Source organism: Mesorhizobium sp. M1273, assembly GCF_040318195.1.
GTDB lineage: Bacteria > Pseudomonadota > Alphaproteobacteria > Rhizobiales > Rhizobiaceae > Mesorhizobium.
In genome coordinates this window covers 66,912-83,344 of the sequence record NZ_JAMYLV010000025.1, presented here as the reverse complement: position 1 = coordinate 83,344, position 16,433 = coordinate 66,912, and the positions used below count along the sequence as shown (strand labels likewise).

Sequence of the window (16,433 nt, the reverse complement as noted above, 5' to 3'; positions counted from 1 at the left end):
GATAAGGTGTTCCACGGACGGCTCCCTTGTTTGAGATCTCAACGAACTCATTCTGGCACATCCGATGCCGTCGGGCGCCGTCCACCCCATCATGCCGTGACCTTAGCCGAAGAACGCAGCGGAGCAGGATGCTGCACCGCTGCAGCGCTCTGATGTAGCGGCATGGATCCTGGGGTCTGCGCCGCGTCGCTTCGCTCCTTGCTTCGCCCCAGGATGACGAAACGACGGCGCCTCAGCCAATCTCCAAAGTGTACGATCCGCCGGCGCAAAAACCGTCCAAATGTCAACCTTCCGCGCCCAGGAAACCTAGTGCACCGCCGCGTACATGATCTTCTCCTCTGTCGCCTCCGCAGGCGAGAACTCCTCGACGATGCGGCCCTGCCGGCAGACCAGGATGCGGTCGGACAGGTTCATGATCTCCGGCAGGTAGGACGAGATGACGACGACTGCGAGGCCTTCATCGGCCAGCCGGTTGATGATCTGGTGGATTTCGGCAATCGCGCCGACATCGACGCCGCGCGTCGGTTCGTCGAAGATGACGATGCGCGGCTTCTGCACCAGCCCCTTGCCGATCACCACCTTCTGCTGGTTGCCGCCGGAAAGCTCGACCACGCGGGCATTGTCGTTGATCGCCTTGACGTTCAGCGTCCTGGTCCATTCGGCCGACAGCGCCCGCATCTCCTGCGCATTGATCACCCAGCCCTTTTCCCGCCCTGCCGCCAGGAAGCCGCCGAACAGGTTCTCGGCGACGTCCATCGTCTCGAAAATCCCCTCGCTCTTGCGGTCTTCGGTGACATAGACGATGCCGTCCGCCACCGCCTTGCTGGGCACGAGATAGCGCACCGGCCGATCGTGCAGCTCGATAGTGCCGCCGCGCAGGAAGTCGCGCTTGTAGATGCCGGAGACGATCTTGAACGTCTCGGTGCGGCCCGAGCCGATCAGCCCGAACACGCCGGTGATCTGGCCCTCGAAGATCGAGAAGGAATTGTTGCGCACGACATTGCTCATCGAGATGTCCTGTACCGACAGCACCTTCTTGCCGGGCTTGCGCAGCCTGGTCTCGTCGCGCTGGCTGTAGAGCTGTCCCGAAAGCGTGCGCCCGACCATCGCCGCGACGATCCTGTCGCGATCGAAAGCGGCGGTGTCGTCGGTAATCACCAGCTCGCCGTCGCGCAGAATGGTGATGCGGTCGGCGATATCAAGGGCCTCTTCGAGCGCATGGCTGATGAAGACGATCGACACGCCCCTTGCCTTGAGCCGGCGGATCAGCGCGAAGAAGTGCCGCTTTTCCTCTGGCGTCAGCGTCGCCGTCGGCTCGTCGAAGATGATGATCTCGGCATTGTGGTGGACGGCGCGTGCAATTTCGACCATCTGCCGCTTGGCGGCGCCCAGCGTCGCCACCATGGCATTGGGGTCGACAGGAAAATTCAGCGACTGCAGGAACTGCTGCGCTGAAATGTAGGTGCCGCGCAGCCGGTTGAGAAAGCTCTCGGTGCCGAGATAGAGGTTCTGCGCCACGGTCATCGACGGCACCAGGCTGGTCTCCTGGAACACCATGGCGATGCCGGCTTGAAGCGCCGCATGCGGCGAGGCGTAGGCGATCTCCTGGCCCTTGTGGAACATCTTTCCCGATGTCGCGTCGACAACGCCGGCGATGATCTTGGTCAGCGTCGATTTTCCCGCACCGTTCTCGCCGAGCAGGGCGTGGATCTCACCCTTGCGCAACTCGAAGCTGACATTCTTCACCGCGGGCACACCGCGATAGGTCTTGGTCACGTTCTCCAGGCGGACGATCGGTTCCATCAGCGATGCCCTCCTGAAGCCAGGTCGATGGCCAGCAGGCAATCGCCGCCTTTCGAGGCAATGAACAGGCGACCGTCTGTCTCCGCCACGCTGCAGATGCCGTGGCGCGTGCCGTTGGCGCGGCTGTGCAGGCTGAATTGCGGCCGCATCTCCCGATCGAGCCTGACCACCAGCCCGTAGGAGCGGCTCGGCGACCACGGCTTGTGGATGCCCATGGTGCGGATGCCGCCGCATTGCAGCGGCTCGAGGAAGCTGCGGTTGGAGGCGAGTGCCGGCGCGATCCAGTGTTGCGGCGACACTTGCGCCAGCATGTCGTTCCGATAGTGCGTTTCCTGCAGCACGAATTCGATCAGACGGTTCCGGGGCGCAAACAGCGCCAGCCAGGCACCGCCATCGGCGGCGGGCGATAGCCGCGCGGGATAGCCGGGCAGATGCGCCAGCACCGTCGAGCGGCTGCCTGTCGCGCCGTCGAAGCGGACGAGTTGGTGCCGCCAGCTCTCGCCGACCAGCACGTCCTCGCCGGTTGGATGCAGCCCATAGGGAAAGGCTATGTCACCGGCGAGCTTGCGGAATTCGCTGCCTGCCGGATCGCGCTTCCACAGCGAACCCGACGCACCCTTCTTCATCAGATCGGCGGCCCATTCCGACGGCGCGTGTTCGGCCGAGCCATTGGCCAGCCAAAGCGTGCCATCTTCTGCGTAGGCGAGTACTGTGATGCAGCGGATCTCGGCCGGCAGGGCGGCCTCCTTGCCTGCAATCAGCAGCCTGCCGCTTTCGAGCCCGACCGCCAGTTCGCCGGCGGGCGAGCGCGCGAGCGCGGTGACCGCGGCCGGAAATGTCTCGACCAGAACAGGCGCGGCACCGGCGGTGACCGCGTAGACGGCATCGCCACTGGAAACCAGCAGCCGGCCGTCGGCGACCAGCAGATTATCGGGCTCGAGCAGTTCGGCGAAGGCCGCAACATCGTCCAGCAGCGTGTTCGGCCTGAAGGCACCGTCGAGCGGCGGGATGGTCACCGCCTTGCCGCGGAAGATGTCGAGGATCGGATCCAGCATCATGCCTTTGCTCCCCAATAGGAAGCAGGGCTGGTCCAGTTCGGGTCGGCGCCGGCAATCCGGTAGCGGCCGATGCGGTTGTTGAGGATGCCGCCGACGAACAGAAAACCCTTGTGCTCGCGCATCGAAGTCACCATCGGATGCGCGGCGCCCGACAGGTCGCCCATCGCCTCGACGATGCCGCCCTTCTCGTTGAATTTCACCACACCGCCGGTGTTGATGTTGGGGAACAGCCATTCGTCCTGCGGCAGCCGGCGCGTCATGCGCTTGCGCATGTCGGGATGGCGCAGCGACAGGTCGAAGCTCGGCGTGCGCATGCCGAGCCAGGCCATCCAGTAATTGCCGTCTGACGCTCGGTTGATGTTGTCGGGGTAGCCCGGCATGTCGCGGATGACGCATTCGGCGGTGCCTGCTTTCGGCCCCACCAGCCAATAGCGATGCACGCGGCAGGCCCAGCTTTCGGCAAAAAACAGCGACTTGCCGTCATGCGCCATGCACACGCCGTTGGTATAGCGGTAGCCGTCGAGCAATGTCTTGGTCGAACCGTCCTTCGGATCATAGACAAGCAGCCGCCCGGTGGCGCGGTTCTCGATCGAATCCAGCGCCCAGTCGTGCGCGTCATAGCGCTTGGTGGAATCGGTGAAGTAGATGCGGCCGTCCGGCGCGATGTCGCAATCATTGGGGTCGCGCAGCCGCGCATCGTCGACGATCGAAGTCCAGGAGCGCGACGTTTCCGCCGAAAGCCGCTTCACCTCGCGCTGCGGCGAGACCGAATAAAGCCCCATCGCGCCAACGCAGCTGATCAGATTGCCTGTCTTGTCGAAGGCCAGGCCGAGCGGAAAGCCGCCAATATGGGCAAAGACCTCCGAGCGTTTGTAGTCCGGCGCGAAGAAGCGGACGATCTCGCCATGCCTGGTGCCGCAATAGAGATGGTCGTCGCGGTCGAGGATGACGTCTTCCGGCCCTTCCAGCTCGCCGAGCCCGATATGGTCGGCCTCCGACAATCGGTTGTCGAGTTCGTAAGGGGTGCCCGAACCCGGTGCCGCCGACTGCGTTGCCCCCATCTTCAGGTAGACCGGTGCGACATAGACCTCGTCCAGAACCTTGTGGCGGTTCTTCAGCCAGCGAATGTCGATGGTGACGGCGACGGCCAGCATGATGCCCAGCACCATCTGGTTGGTGCCGGTGCCATAGCCCAGCCGGATCAGCCCGTTGGTCATCGTCAGCACGATGATCGCGCCCATCAGCCCCTTGATCACCGAACCGCGGCCGCCGCCCAGGCTGACGCCGCCGACGACCGCCGCTGTCAGTGCCATGACCTCGAGGTTGAGGCCTGTGCCCGGCCCTGCCCCGCTCAGCCGGCAGGCGATGAGGAAGCCGCCGAGCGAGGCGCAGAAGCCGGAGAACACATAAGTCATGAACACGGTGCGGCGTACGCGGATGCCGGCATTGTGAGCCGATCGCCGCGACCCGCCCACCGCCTGCACATGCCAGCCGGGCCGCGAGCGCGTCAGCGCGACATGCGTAATAATCGCCAGGATAATCGCCGCCCACACCGCAACCGACAGGCCCCAGAAGGTGTCGTCGCCGATGAAGTCCAGCACATCCGATGTGGCATCGGAAAGCTGGACGTCGGCGGCATAGGTGGTGACCAGTATGTCGAACAGCGCCCGCCCGAAGATGAAGGTGACCAGTGTCGTCAGGAAAGCGCGCAGGCGGAAATAGCCGATCAGATAGCCATTGATCGCGCCGAACAGCAGGCCGGTGACGATCGAGGCGGCCAGCGCCAGCCACACCGACTGTTCGAGGATGAAGAAGACGAACACGGCGGAAAAGCAGGACAGCGCGAAGATCGAGCCGACCGAAAGGTCGATGCCGCCGCCAAGCATGACCACCGTCATGCCGGTGACGACCAGCGAGAACTCGCCGAGCTGGCGGGTCGATTCCTGCAGCGACATCGGCTTGAAGAAGCCGGGAATGATCGAACCGAACACGCCGAGCGTCGCCACCAGCGCCAGGAACGGAATGGCGTTGTCGGTCCAGCGCTTGCTTAGGATCTCGCCGACGAGGTGGTCGGGCACGAGATTGTAGCGCCAGGATTGAAGGCGTTCGCGAAAGGACATCGGTTGCTGCTGCCACTCAAGAGAGAAAGAGGCGGCCGAATCCAGTCCGGCCACCTCGTCGATGCTTGCAACGGACCCGCGGTTTACTTGGCCGCAGCTTGGGCTTGCAGTGCTTTCAAGTCCCAGCAGCTGTCCGGCTTGAGGTCGGCCTTGGTTGTCGCCTTCTCCAGCGTGTAGATGTAGGTGTGCGAGGTGCCGGCCGGCTGGCCACTCTGCAACAGGAACTTGATGACGGCGTTCATGTCGCCCGACTGGCGGGCAAGATCGGTCATCACCACCGCGCCATAAGTGCCGTCCTGCAGCTTGTCGCAGTCGGCGGTCTTTTCGCCACCGCCGGTGGTGACCAGAAAGACTTTGCCCTCGAGCTTGGCATCGCGGATCGCAGCCGATGCGCCGGTCGCGTCGCCGTCCCAGAAATCGATGATGGCGCAGATGTCGGGGTTCTGCTGCAGCATCGTCGTCGTCACGTTGCGCGAGGTCGTCGCATCCCAGTTGGAGTCCGGCTTGGCCACGACCTTGAAGTCGGGGTTCTTGTCCAGCACCTTCATGATGCCGGCATACTGGTAGAGGCTCGATGAGTTGGCCTGGTCGCCCTGCACCAGCCCGATCTTCTTGGAGGAGTTCGGCCCACAACCCTTGATCGCCGCTTCGGCTTCCAGCTGGCCGAGCCGATCCCAGTCGCTGCCGACAAAGGCATCGGCCGGGAAGTTTGCCGGATTGTCGACCAGCAGGACATAGGTGCCGGCCGCCTGCGCCTTCTTCATCAGCTTGGCATAGGAATTGAGGTCCGGCGAATGGATGATCAGCACGTCCGGCCTGGCGTCCGACGAGATAGCGTCGGTTATCGCCTGCGCGCCGGCATCGACCACCCAGTTCGGGTCACGCGTCTCGAACACGCCGCCCCAGGCCTCGACCTCCGTCTTCAGGTAATGCGCCCAGCCCTGTGCCAGGTCGAAGCCCATCGCCATCGGCACCAGCATCACACGCTTGCCCTTGAGCGCTTGCGAATAGGCGGCCGGACCCGGATCTTCGGCCGCGAAGCCTGGCGCCACGAAGGCGGAGACGGCAAGCGCTGCCGCGGCAGCCATAAATGTCCTGATGATTTTCATGTCACATCCTCTGGTTTGGTCGTTGTCGTTCGCGGCCGGCCCCAACCGTTCGCGTCAGTCTAAATGTCGCCTTGCTGCGCGGTCTGCTCGTCGCGCGGATTGATGAACCCATCGACGATGATCGCCGCCAGCAGGATCGCGGCCTTGATCAGGTTCTGATAGAGCAGCGGAATATCGATGATGGTCATGGCGTTGAGCAGGATGCCGATCAGCGCGGCACCCACCAGCACGTTGCGCACCCCGCCCCGCCCGCCAGACAGACCGATGCCGCCGATCACCGCAACCAGCACGATGTCGTAGAGCAGCGTGGAATTGACGATGCGGGTGTTGATCGAATGCAGGCTGGCCGCAGTGAGCAGGCCGGCCACCAGCGAGACCAGGGCCGACAGCACGTAGCGCAGCACCAGCATCGGGCGCACTGGAATGCCGATATTGCGCGCCGCGACCGGGTTGTCGCCGGCGAAATAGACGTAGCGGCCCCATTTGGTGTAGCGCAGGAACAGGAAGAAGGCGAAAGCCAGCCCGGCGAAGACAAACACCTCGACCGGGATGTCGAGGAGACGCAGCCCGCCCAGAAGCTCGACCCAATGGCCGGGCGGCACCGGCACGGCGTCCTGCGTGATCAATTGTGAACGCACATAGCCGAAGACGAAGGACGCGGTCGCCAGCGTCACGAAGATCGCCGGAACCTCGGCGTAGGCGACCAGGATTCCGTTCAACAGCCCGATGGCGAGAACGCCAGCGAGCACATAGGCGAAGGCCAGCCCGTCGGATGTTCCCGAATTCAGCAGTTGCAGATACCAGGCGACCGACATCGCCATGATCGCCACCGCCGACAGGTCGATGCCCCTGCCGATAATGACGACCGCCATGCCGAGCGCCAATATGCCCAGCACCGAGACTGAGCGCACGATGGCAACGAGATTGTTCGAGTTGATAAAACCAGGCAGTCCGATGGCGGCGGCAATGAACAGCACAACCGCGATGGCAAAGACAATGCCCTCCTGGTTCAGGCTTCTCCAGTTTAGCCAGCCGGTCGCGTTCATTGCCCGCTTTCACCCGCGATGGCTACGCCCTGCTCCCTCTGCGGCCATCGGAACGAAAGCTAATCGGCTCAAGACCAATTCGTCAAATGAATCCGCGCATTGCAGGCCGGCTTGCGAGGAAATTCTGCGGTTGGACGCGCCGATTGGCGAGGCTGGCGCAATGCCGGGAACTCAAGCACTTTTGCATTAACCGTGCCGATCGGAGCGCTCGCAAAAGTTTGTTCCACAACGAGCGAAGCAGGCAGAATTTATGTCCGCGATCGCCGCTGGATTCCCGCGTCAAATCCGCAAAACATGGCCCGAGACCTCGGCGCCGGCAGCCTTCGGCAACGCCAGGAAGCGACACGAGGCGACGAGCCCGATTGCGCCGATCACCAGGAAGGCAAGTCGGAAGTCGACGAGATCGAGCGCCGCAGCCCCCCTGGCGATCTGCGACAGGTTGAGCAGTGCCGCGGCGACCGCTACGCCGAACAGCATCGCCACCTGCTGCAGCATGCTGGACAACGTCGCCGCCGAGCTGCGCTGCGGTGAGGCCACATCGGCGAAGGCCAGTGTGTTGAGCGCGGTGAACTGCATCGATCGCGAAAGGCCGGCGATCAGCATCAGCACCACCACCAACGCTTGCGGCGTCTGCGGCGAAAGCGCCGCGCAGGCCATGATCGACAAGGAAGCGATCACCCCGTTGACGATCAGCACCGAACGGAAGCCGAAGCGCCTCAGCGTCGGCGTCGTCACCGCCTTCATGCCGAGATTGCCGAGGAAATAGGCCAGGATCATCATGCCCGCATCGACTGGGCTCAGTCCGAAGCCGACCTGGAACAAAAGCGGCAGCAGGAACGGCGTGGCGTTGATGGCGATCCGGAAAATCGTGCCGGCCGACAGCGTCGAGATGGCGAAGGTCTGCACCTTGAAAGCTGTGAGATCGAGCAGCGGATGGTTGGCGCTTCCCAGATGCCGCACCGCCAGCCAGCCGACCAAAATGCCCGTGCCGAGCAGTGCCACGGTCGGCAACACACCCTCTTGCGGATGCGCGATGCGCTCGAGGCCATAGAGCATCGCGGCGAGCCCTACCGAGGTCAGCAGGAAGCCCGGCCAGTCGAGCGGCTTGGCCCCAGCTTCGCGGTCCCCAGGAATGAAGCGGGCAACCAGCGCCAAACCGGCAACCCCAAGCGGAATGTTGATGAAGAAATTCCAGTGCCAGGAGAGATAAGTGGTGATGAAGCCGCCAAGCACCGGCCCGACCACCGGCGCAAACAGCGCCGGCCAGGTGATCAGCGCCGTGGCGTTGAGAAGCTCGGATTTCGGCGCATTGCGCAGCACCAGGATGCGGCCGACCGGCGTCATCAGCGCGCTGCCCAGGCCCTGCACCGCGCGTGCGGCGACGAACTCGGCCAGGTTCTGTGAGATGCCGCAAACGAGCGAGGCCAATGTGAACAGGGCGATCGCCACGAGGAAGATGTTGCGCGCGCCAAAACGGTCGGCAAGCCAGCCGGACAGCGGCACGAACACCGCCATGGTCAGCATATAAACGGTGATGCCGATGCTCATCGCCACCGCCGGCACGCCGAAGGATTCTCCCATCTGCGGCAGCGATGTCGAGATGATGGTCGAATCCAGAAGCTGCATGAAGAAGGCGACGGCGACGATCAGCGCCACCCGCCGGGCTTGCCGCGCCGCCGGCGCGGTTTCGGGCAAGGCTTTGTTTTCGGGAATGGCGGTCATGCACAGAACTGTCCGAAGGGGAATTTTCACCCGCTCCATCGGCAACCGCACAATTGTCCGGCAAACCGATGACGCACCGGCTTCAACAGCATCTGGCCGGTGCCGTCCAGACCTGGTCCAACAAACTTTCGTGTGGCATCGCAGCCGGCCATGCGATGACCCGGCCCTGGCGCCGAACCGGCCTTTCACGATCCGCGATGATGCTTCGTGCCGCGGCCGGCGTGTCTCATGCGGCTTCGATCTTCTCCAGAAACAGGCTGAGCTGGTCCGGGTCCATGTGCACGACGTGCCTGTCTTCGGGATAGGCCAGGCTGTTCACATCGGCGACATATTCGGAAAAGGCGGCGATACGTTCGGCCTGCAGGCGATCGTATTCGGCGGCGAAATTGCGATAGACCTTGGAATGGCGCGGCATGTGGCCACGGTTCTGGCCGAGGATGTCGTCGGCGAACAGATACTGCGCGTCACAGCCGGTGCCCGCTCCCATCGACAGCATGATCAGCGACGTGCGTTCCGAAATCGCCTTGGCCACCTCGACCGGCACCACCTCGATCTCGGCGCCGATCGCGCCGGCGGCCTCCAGTTGCTTCACCGCCTCGAACACCTGCATGGCGGTATCGGCGGTCTTGCCGACAGCCTTGAAGCCGCCCGTCCAGGTGGCGCGTGACGGGATGAGGCCGACATGGCCGATCACCGGAATGGCATCGTCGGCCATCCGCTTGATGGTGGCGTACCCGGCGCTGCAATAGACCGCATCGGCGCTGGCCTTGTAGAGCCGGAACGCCCAGCGGACGAAATCATCGGCGGTGCCGATTTCGAAGAAATTCTCGCCCGGCATGGTGAACAGGCTGGGTGCCGCATCGCGGTATTGCGGATTGAGCACCAGCTCCGGCGGCACCGAGACGATATCGACGCCGGCGCGTTCGGCGGCCTCGGCCTCGTCCATCGTCAGCACGCGCAGCATCGTCAGCTGCCGCTTGCCCTTCATGGCACGCAGGTCTGCGACGGTCGGTCTTTTCCGGCTCATGGATTTTGGTTCCCTTTGCTACGTGACAGAAGGCCGGTCAGCGATCTGGATCATCACCTTGCCAGCTTCGACCTTGACTGGATAGGTCGCGAGATTGACGCAAACGGGAGCGCCCTTCGCCTGCCCGGTCTTATAATTGAAGCGGCCATTGTGCTTGGGGCATTCGATGATGTCGTCCATGACAAGCCCGTCGGCCAGATGCGCCTTCTCATGCGTACAAAACCCGTCGGTGGCGAAGAATTCATCGTCCGGCGAACGGTAAATCGCGAAGGTGCGGCCGCCATGGTCGAAGCGGATGACGTCTTCCTCTTCGACATCGTCCACGGCGCACGCTTCGACCCAATCGGCCATTTTATATCTCTCCTGAAATTTCTGCGTTGCGCTTGTGCGCAGTACCTACTCAGCCGCTGCCGACATGTTCACTTCGTGGAATTCGCCACGATAGGGCCGTGCGGTTGGCGGCAGTTCGCGCTTGAGGAAATAATCCTCGTATTTGAGCTGCCTGAGCAGGACAGGCCAGACCTCGCGATAGGCATGCCATATCGACGGGTTCGGCTCCGGCAGATCGTGCTTGATCAATTCATGCAGCCTGGGCAGCGCGTGATAGGGCACCATCGGAAACATGTGGTGCTCGACGTGGTAGTTCATGTTCCAGTAGATGAACCGGCTGATCGGGTTCATGTACACGGTACGGGTGTTGAGCCGGTGATCGACGACGTTGTCGGCCAGACCGATGTGCTGCAGCAGGCCGGTCATCACCATGTGCCAGGTGCCGTAAAGGCGCGGCACGCCGATGAGCACCACCGGCACCCACGACTGCATGAAAAGGGCGAGTGCTATTGTGGCGATGTAGATGGCAATATGCCAGCGCGCCGCGATGACGGCCTTGTGCTGTTCCATCTCGGGAACGTAGCTTTTCTCGTCGGGCGTCAGCTTGCCGAACGCCTGGCGTACCAGTGCCGGAAGCGAATAGCGAAAATCGAGGATGCCGGTGAAAGCCAGCGCCGCACGCAAAAGGTCCGGCGGGCGCATCACGGCGATCTCGGCGTCGCGGCCGACGATGATGGTATCGGTGTGGTGACGGGCATGGCTCCAGCGCCAGGTCACCGGGTTGCGCATCAGCATGAAGCTGGCGATCTGGTAGACGACATCGTTCATCCAGCGCGTGCGGAAGGCAGTGCCATGGCCGCATTCGTGCCAGCGCGAGTCGCTGGACGAGCCGTAGAGCACGCCGTAGACGAAGAAGAACGGCACGCACCACCAGGTACCCCAGAAATAGATGGCGCCGGCGGCGGAGCCGAGGATGGCGACGATCCAGATGATCGTGTCGCGGATCGCCGGGCCGTCTGAGCGCTGCATCAACTCCTTGATCGCCTTGCGGGGGACATCCGTGTGGTACCACTCCGCCGAGGCCAGTCCCGTCTCGATCGCCCTGCGCGTGCTTTCGCCGACCAGGCTGTAATCGCGCTTTACCGTGCCAGCCATTGTGACCTCCAATTCCCGATCGGCCGCGAACCCTCCCCGCTCCGGCCGGAACCAGCCTCCCAACTGGTGTCCCGTATCGTCTTCGCCATTATCACGACCTGCCTCCAAGAACAGGAAAACGACCCGACGGCTGGGGATAATCCTGCTGCGGCTGCCTGGCGATTGCAGCGATCCGGCTTTCGGCGGCGGCGATCTCGCCGGCGCCGTCGAGGACCCGGAACGCCGCATCGTAGGAGCGGCTCTCGCCATGCTCCAGCCAGATCATCTCGCCGCGTTCGCGCGCCGCCAGATTGCCCAGCACATGATGCGTCGAGGGCTCGATCCCAAGCGCGTACTGCCCGGCCTGGAAATTCTGCCATTGATAGGCGCAGGGCAACTGGTCCTTGCGCGTGACGACCTCGAAGCCGACGCCGAGCCTGTCGTTGACCACCGCCACAGGGACTTCGCCGGTGCTGTCGGCGCCGAGTTCGTGCTGCCAGACCTGTTCCTTGAATCCCGGTTGCGGCGCCGGCACCGTGCGGTAGCCGACCTTCTGCGCTTCATAGCGCTCGCCGGCATGGCCTGCCCAGACGACGTCGCGGATCGGCGCCAGGTAGCGCGCGCCCTCGTCGAGTACCGGATGGCTGACATTGATGTGGTAGAAATACATATGCGGCGTACGGTTGAAACCGTGATTGACGACACGGTCCGAAAGCCGGATCTCGTTGCCGCCGACATCGGCCTCGATCCGCCGCAGCAGGTGCAGATCCTCGCCGAATACAGTCGATTGCTGGACGATGCCTTCGGCCCACAACACGCAGCGGTCGCCGTCCCAGGTCTCGCCATAGCCGGTCAGCCGCGCCGGGATGGTGCTGATGCGGCCGTGCAGCGAATGGCGCACCATCGTCTTCGGCGGGTAGTTGTAGGTATCGGCCGGTACTTCGTTCATGAACAATATATGGTCGAGGCCGCAGGTCAGCAGAAGGCCGGAAAACGACCGCGCCCACGCCAATCCCTCCTCGCCTTCATACTCGTGCAGGCCGGGATGGCGAAAACCGCTCGGCGAATGCCAGCCGATCGCCTGGCCCCTGAAATCGCAATCGGCGATATCGAGCGCCCGGTCGACCAGCGCGGTGAAGCGCAGGCCGGAGCCGGTGCGGAATTCGAGCATGCGGATGCCGCGCTCGACGCCGTCGCCAAGCGTCATCAGCCGCACGCCGGCGAACTGCGACAGCATGCCCGAGCGTTCCGAGACCTGCCGGCGCGACAGCGTCTTCCCGTAAAGCTCTACCATGTGACGGCCAGTTCTTTCACTTTGCTCCCGTCCTTCACTTCGCTCTCGTCTCCTTGAGCAGGGCCGACATGTCGGCACCGGTGATGATGCTTTCCACGGTTAGCAGGTCGGTGTCGGCGACTGTCTGCTCGGCGACGATCTCGCCGCGGCGCATGACGATGATGCGATCGGCGACCTGGAAGACGTGATGGATGTTGTGGGTGATCAAAAGCACCGAGTGACCGGCGTCGCGCACTTCCTTCACGAAGCGCAGCACGCCGTGCGTTTCCTCGACGCCGAGATTGTTGGTCGGCTCGTCGAGGATGATGACCTTGGCGGCAAATTGCATGGCACGCGAAATGGCGATCGATTGGCGCTCGCCGCCCGACAGCGTGCTGACCAGTGCATCGGCGTCGAGTTTCTTCGAGATGCCGACGCGCTTCAAAAGCGCCGAGGCGGCATCGCGCAATTTGGCGAGATCGAGCGGCGCGAACACGCCCAGCCATTTGAGATTGACCGGTTCGCGGCCGAGGAAAAGATTGCGCGCGATGCTGAGATCGGGAGCCAGCGAGGTGTCCTGGTGGATGGTCTCGATGCCGAGATCCATCGCGTCGCGCGTCGAGCGGATGGAGACCTTCTGGCCGCGCACATAGATCTCGCCGCGATCGACCGGAAACACGCCCGAGATCGCCTTGATCAGCGTCGATTTCCCGGCGCCGTTGTCGCCGAGCAAGGCCACCACTTCGCCCTCGTTGAGCGTGAAGGAGGCGCTCTTCAGGGCGCGGACGCTGCCGAAGGACTTTTGCAAATTCTGCAGCCGAAGCACTTCCATGATCAGCTCCTGGCGGCGTTCTTCTGCAGCAAAGCGTGCAGGATGAGCATGGCAAGGATGATGACGCCGACGAAGATGTTGTAGGCGAGCCCAGGCACGCCGATCAGCACGATGCCGTTGCGGATGCTGCGCAGCATCAGCGCGCCGACGATGGTGCCTAAAATGGTGCCGCGTCCACCGGTCAGCGCGGTGCCGCCAACCACCACCATGGCGATCACTTCGAGCTCGTAGCCGGTGCCGGCCACCGGCGAGGCGGCAGAGATGCGGAAGGCGCTGATCATGCCGGCGAGACCGGCCAGCACCGAGGTCAGGATGAACAGCCAGATCTTGACCGCATCGGCCGGCACGCCGCGCGCTACGGCGGCGTTACGGTTCGAGCCGATAGCGCTGATCCAGTTGCCGAGCTTGGCGTAGTGCAGCACATAGATCGCCAGTAGCGACAGGCCGATGAACCACCACAGCGAGGTATAGAAACGGAACGTTCCGATATTGAAGCTGCCGGCCAGCAGCGTCACGAAGAAGCCTGGCTGGTTCCAGGATTTCAGCGGAAAGCCTTGGGTGATGTAAAGCGCTGCCCCACGCACGACGAGCAACATCGACAGTGTCACCAGGAAGGACGAGATGCCGATCTTGGTGACGATCAGGCCGTTGATCGCACCGATCGCTATGCAGAGCAGCAGGCCGGCCAACAGCGCGACGCCAATATCAAAGCCGCCGTTCTGCACCAGCAGCATGACCACGACCGGCGCTAGCCCGAACACGGCACCGACCGAAAGGTCGAACTCGCCCGCCGTCAGAAGCAGCGTCATGCCGAGGGCGATGATGCCGAGCTCGGGCAGGAACGCCATCATGTTGGAGATGTTGAGCGGCGACAGGAAATTGGCGTCGGCGATCGCGAACACCGCCAGCAGGACAATCAGGATGACGAGCGAAGAGAACTGTGGCGAGCGCATCAGGCTCGACCTGCGTTTGGCACGCGGCATTTCCTCTTCTGCGGCAATTGTCATGACTGTTTCGACCATATCTCAGGGTGACGCCCGCCGCCTGCGCGGCGAGCGTCAGTTCCAATCACTTGTTGTAGAGTTTCAGGATCGGTTCGACGCTCGACGCGTCGTAGAGGCTGAACGTGTGGATGTCGTAGCCGATCGGTTCGCCAGCGGCGGCCAACCCGAGCAGCGCCACCGGCATGAAGCCCTGCGCTGACGGGAACTGCCAGGCAGCCGCGTTGATGAAGCCGGACTTCACTGACTCGGCCGTTTCCTTCGAATTGCCCCAGCCGACGACCGGGATTTTGCCGGCCGGCACGCCGGCGCCGTCGAACACCCGCTTGACGCTGGCCGCGACGGAATCGCCGAGCGCGATGATCGCCGGCGGGTTGTTGGCGACCATGTAGTCGGTCATCTTGGCGATGATGCCGGCCGGATCGGTGCCGCAATCGACCACATCATATTTGATGCCGAGCGGATCGAAGACGCTGGCGATGCCTTCGGTCTCGAGCTGCTGGTAGCTGGCGCCCGGCACTTCGACCGGCAGGAACACCTTGTCGCCCTGCTTCACCATCTTGTGGTCGACCAGATATTTCGCCCAGATGACACCGGCCTCCTTGAGATCGGCGCCGACATAGGCCTGCCGGCCGGTTGCCGGATCGTCGGTGTTGAAGAACACGATCGGGATACCGGCCGCCTTGGCTGCCTTGACCTCCTCGGTCCACAGGCCGGGCTGCGCCGAGGTAGTGGCGATGCCGTCCGGCTTGGCGGCGAGTGCCGAGTTGAAGGCCTCCTTCTGCGCCGCCATGTCGCCACCGCTGAACGAGATCTTGCAGGTCACCTTGAGCTGGTCGCAGGCCTTGGTGGCGCCGGCATTCCAGTCGATCCAGAAGGCATCCGACGGGCCGCCATGCGACAGCAGGTAGAACGTCTTCTGAGCGTCCTGCGCCAGCGCCGGCGTACCCAGCGCCACACCGGCGAGAACGGTCGCCGCGGCAGCGATTTTCAACGCGAATTTCAACATTTCTCTTCCTCCCTTGTTTCGTAGCCGAACCGCGCCATCACAGTCCGTTGGCGCGGAATTTCCCGTCGAGGAATTTCTTGGCGCGCGGCACGTCGTCTTCCGAAAGATGCTCGATGATGACCGGGATGTTCGGGTGCTTTTCGGCCAGCCGCTTGAGATAGAGGTCGTAGTTCAGCGAACCGAGACCGGGCGCCGGCAGCTCGATCTCGCCGACGCCGCGGAAAGTGTGGCTCTCCAGCGCGTCCTCGTCGCCGATGTCGGCGTGCTTCTCCGACTTGTCGCCGCCGGAGCGTTTGACGTCCTTGGCGTGGGCTATCTTGATCTTGTCGGTCAGCGTGTCGAACACCTGGTTCAGGATCTGGTCCATCCTGTCGATGTTGTGCGTTTCGAAATAGTTGGTCGGGTCCATCAGCAGGCCGAGGCCTGGGTGGTCGACCTGCGCGAACATCCTCACCGTCTCCTCGACCGAGCCGACGACATTGTTGACATAGGTCTCGAGCAGGAAGACCGCGCCGTGGTCATAGGCGGTCTGGGCAAGGTCGGCGATGACCTTGCGGCATTCCTCAAAACCTTCCTCGGTCTTGTTCTTCGGGTGATGCACCCAGTCGGACTCGGTGTTGTAGGTACCGGTTTCCGAGATCACGTAAGGGGTGCCGAAATGGCGTGCGTTGCGGATGATCTCCTTCAAATAGCCGACGCGCCTCTCGCGCTCGCCCATATCCGGATGGATGATGTTGGTGTAGCCCGATACGCAGCAGATCGGCAGATTGTGGTCGCGGAACGTATCGCGGACAGTCTTGGCCTTGTCCTTGGTGATCTGTCCGGCGGAAAGGTCGATATCCCTGAAATGCAGGTCGAGCTGCACGGTGTTGAAATCGAGCGCACGGATCTTCTGCGCGGTCTCCTTGAGGCCATACGGGAAATAACCCGTGAAAATACCTGCCTGCATCATGGTGTGAAGTCCTCCCT

The 16,433-nt window shown here is 63.1% G+C and carries 14 protein-coding genes; all 14 read right to left on the bottom strand.

Annotation, left to right across the window (positions count from 1 at the left end; translation table 11 throughout):
• Window positions 1-306: 306 nt before the first annotated feature.
• The gene (locus NKH30_RS23425; RefSeq protein WP_352836256.1) at window positions 307-1,803 is read right to left on the bottom strand and encodes a sugar ABC transporter ATP-binding protein; all 1,497 of its coding nucleotides are present in this window, start codon (window positions 1,801-1,803) and stop codon (window positions 307-309) included.
• A complete protein-coding gene (locus NKH30_RS23420) occupies window positions 1,803-2,861 on the bottom strand; it encodes an SMP-30/gluconolactonase/LRE family protein (RefSeq protein WP_352997274.1) in 1,059 nt (352 codons plus the stop codon). The genes NKH30_RS23425 and NKH30_RS23420 overlap by 1 nt, the downstream gene beginning before the upstream one ends.
• The gene (locus tag NKH30_RS23415) at window positions 2,858-4,981 is read right to left on the bottom strand and encodes an ABC transporter permease (protein WP_352997272.1); all 2,124 of its coding nucleotides are present in this window, start codon (window positions 4,979-4,981) and stop codon (window positions 2,858-2,860) included. The genes NKH30_RS23420 and NKH30_RS23415 overlap by 4 nt, the downstream gene beginning before the upstream one ends.
• 83 nt (window positions 4,982-5,064) lie before the next feature.
• A complete protein-coding gene (locus NKH30_RS23410) occupies window positions 5,065-6,090 on the bottom strand; it encodes a sugar ABC transporter substrate-binding protein (RefSeq protein ID WP_352571250.1) in 1,026 nt (341 codons plus the stop codon).
• Between the two features lie 59 nt (window positions 6,091-6,149).
• Complete coding sequence (locus tag NKH30_RS23405; RefSeq protein ID WP_352716998.1) at window positions 6,150-7,136, bottom strand: ABC transporter permease; 987 nt, start codon at window positions 7,134-7,136, stop codon at window positions 6,150-6,152.
• A 279-nt stretch (window positions 7,137-7,415) separates the two neighbouring features.
• Window positions 7,416-8,858, bottom strand: coding sequence for a DHA2 family efflux MFS transporter permease subunit (locus NKH30_RS23400; protein ID WP_352997270.1), 1,443 nt, complete (start codon window positions 8,856-8,858; stop codon window positions 7,416-7,418).
• A gap of 226 nt (window positions 8,859-9,084) precedes the next feature.
• The gene (locus tag NKH30_RS23395; RefSeq protein ID WP_023675787.1) at window positions 9,085-9,885 is read right to left on the bottom strand and encodes a 3-methyl-2-oxobutanoate hydroxymethyltransferase; all 801 of its coding nucleotides are present in this window, start codon (window positions 9,883-9,885) and stop codon (window positions 9,085-9,087) included.
• Window positions 9,886-9,903: 18 nt separating this feature from the next.
• Window positions 9,904-10,236 (bottom strand): MocE family 2Fe-2S type ferredoxin, encoded by a 333-nt coding sequence (locus NKH30_RS23390; protein ID WP_352997268.1) that lies wholly within the window; start codon window positions 10,234-10,236, stop codon window positions 9,904-9,906.
• Window positions 10,237-10,281: 45 nt separating this feature from the next.
• The gene (locus tag NKH30_RS23385) at window positions 10,282-11,370 is read right to left on the bottom strand and encodes a fatty acid desaturase family protein (protein WP_352452737.1); all 1,089 of its coding nucleotides are present in this window, start codon (window positions 11,368-11,370) and stop codon (window positions 10,282-10,284) included.
• 91 nt (window positions 11,371-11,461) lie between these two features.
• Window positions 11,462-12,643 carry an aldose 1-epimerase family protein gene (locus NKH30_RS23380; protein ID WP_352997267.1) on the bottom strand — a complete coding sequence of 394 codons (1,182 nt, stop codon included), beginning with the start codon at window positions 12,641-12,643 and terminating at the stop codon, window positions 11,462-11,464.
• Window positions 12,644-12,677: 34 nt separating this feature from the next.
• Entirely contained in the window at window positions 12,678-13,460 is a 783-nt protein-coding gene (locus NKH30_RS23375) for an ATP-binding cassette domain-containing protein (protein ID WP_352541238.1), read from the bottom strand.
• Window positions 13,457-14,461, bottom strand: a complete 1,005-nt coding sequence (locus NKH30_RS23370; protein WP_245274659.1) for an ABC transporter permease — start codon at window positions 14,459-14,461, stop codon at window positions 13,457-13,459. Before NKH30_RS23370 ends, NKH30_RS23375 begins: the two co-directional genes overlap by 4 nt.
• Window positions 14,462-14,522: 61 nt before the next feature.
• A complete protein-coding gene (locus NKH30_RS23365; protein ID WP_023675781.1) occupies window positions 14,523-15,464 on the bottom strand; it encodes a sugar ABC transporter substrate-binding protein in 942 nt (313 codons plus the stop codon).
• A gap of 37 nt (window positions 15,465-15,501) precedes the next feature.
• Entirely contained in the window at window positions 15,502-16,416 is a 915-nt protein-coding gene (locus NKH30_RS23360) for a sugar phosphate isomerase/epimerase family protein (protein ID WP_352772987.1), read from the bottom strand.
• Window positions 16,417-16,433: the final 17 nt, after the last annotated feature.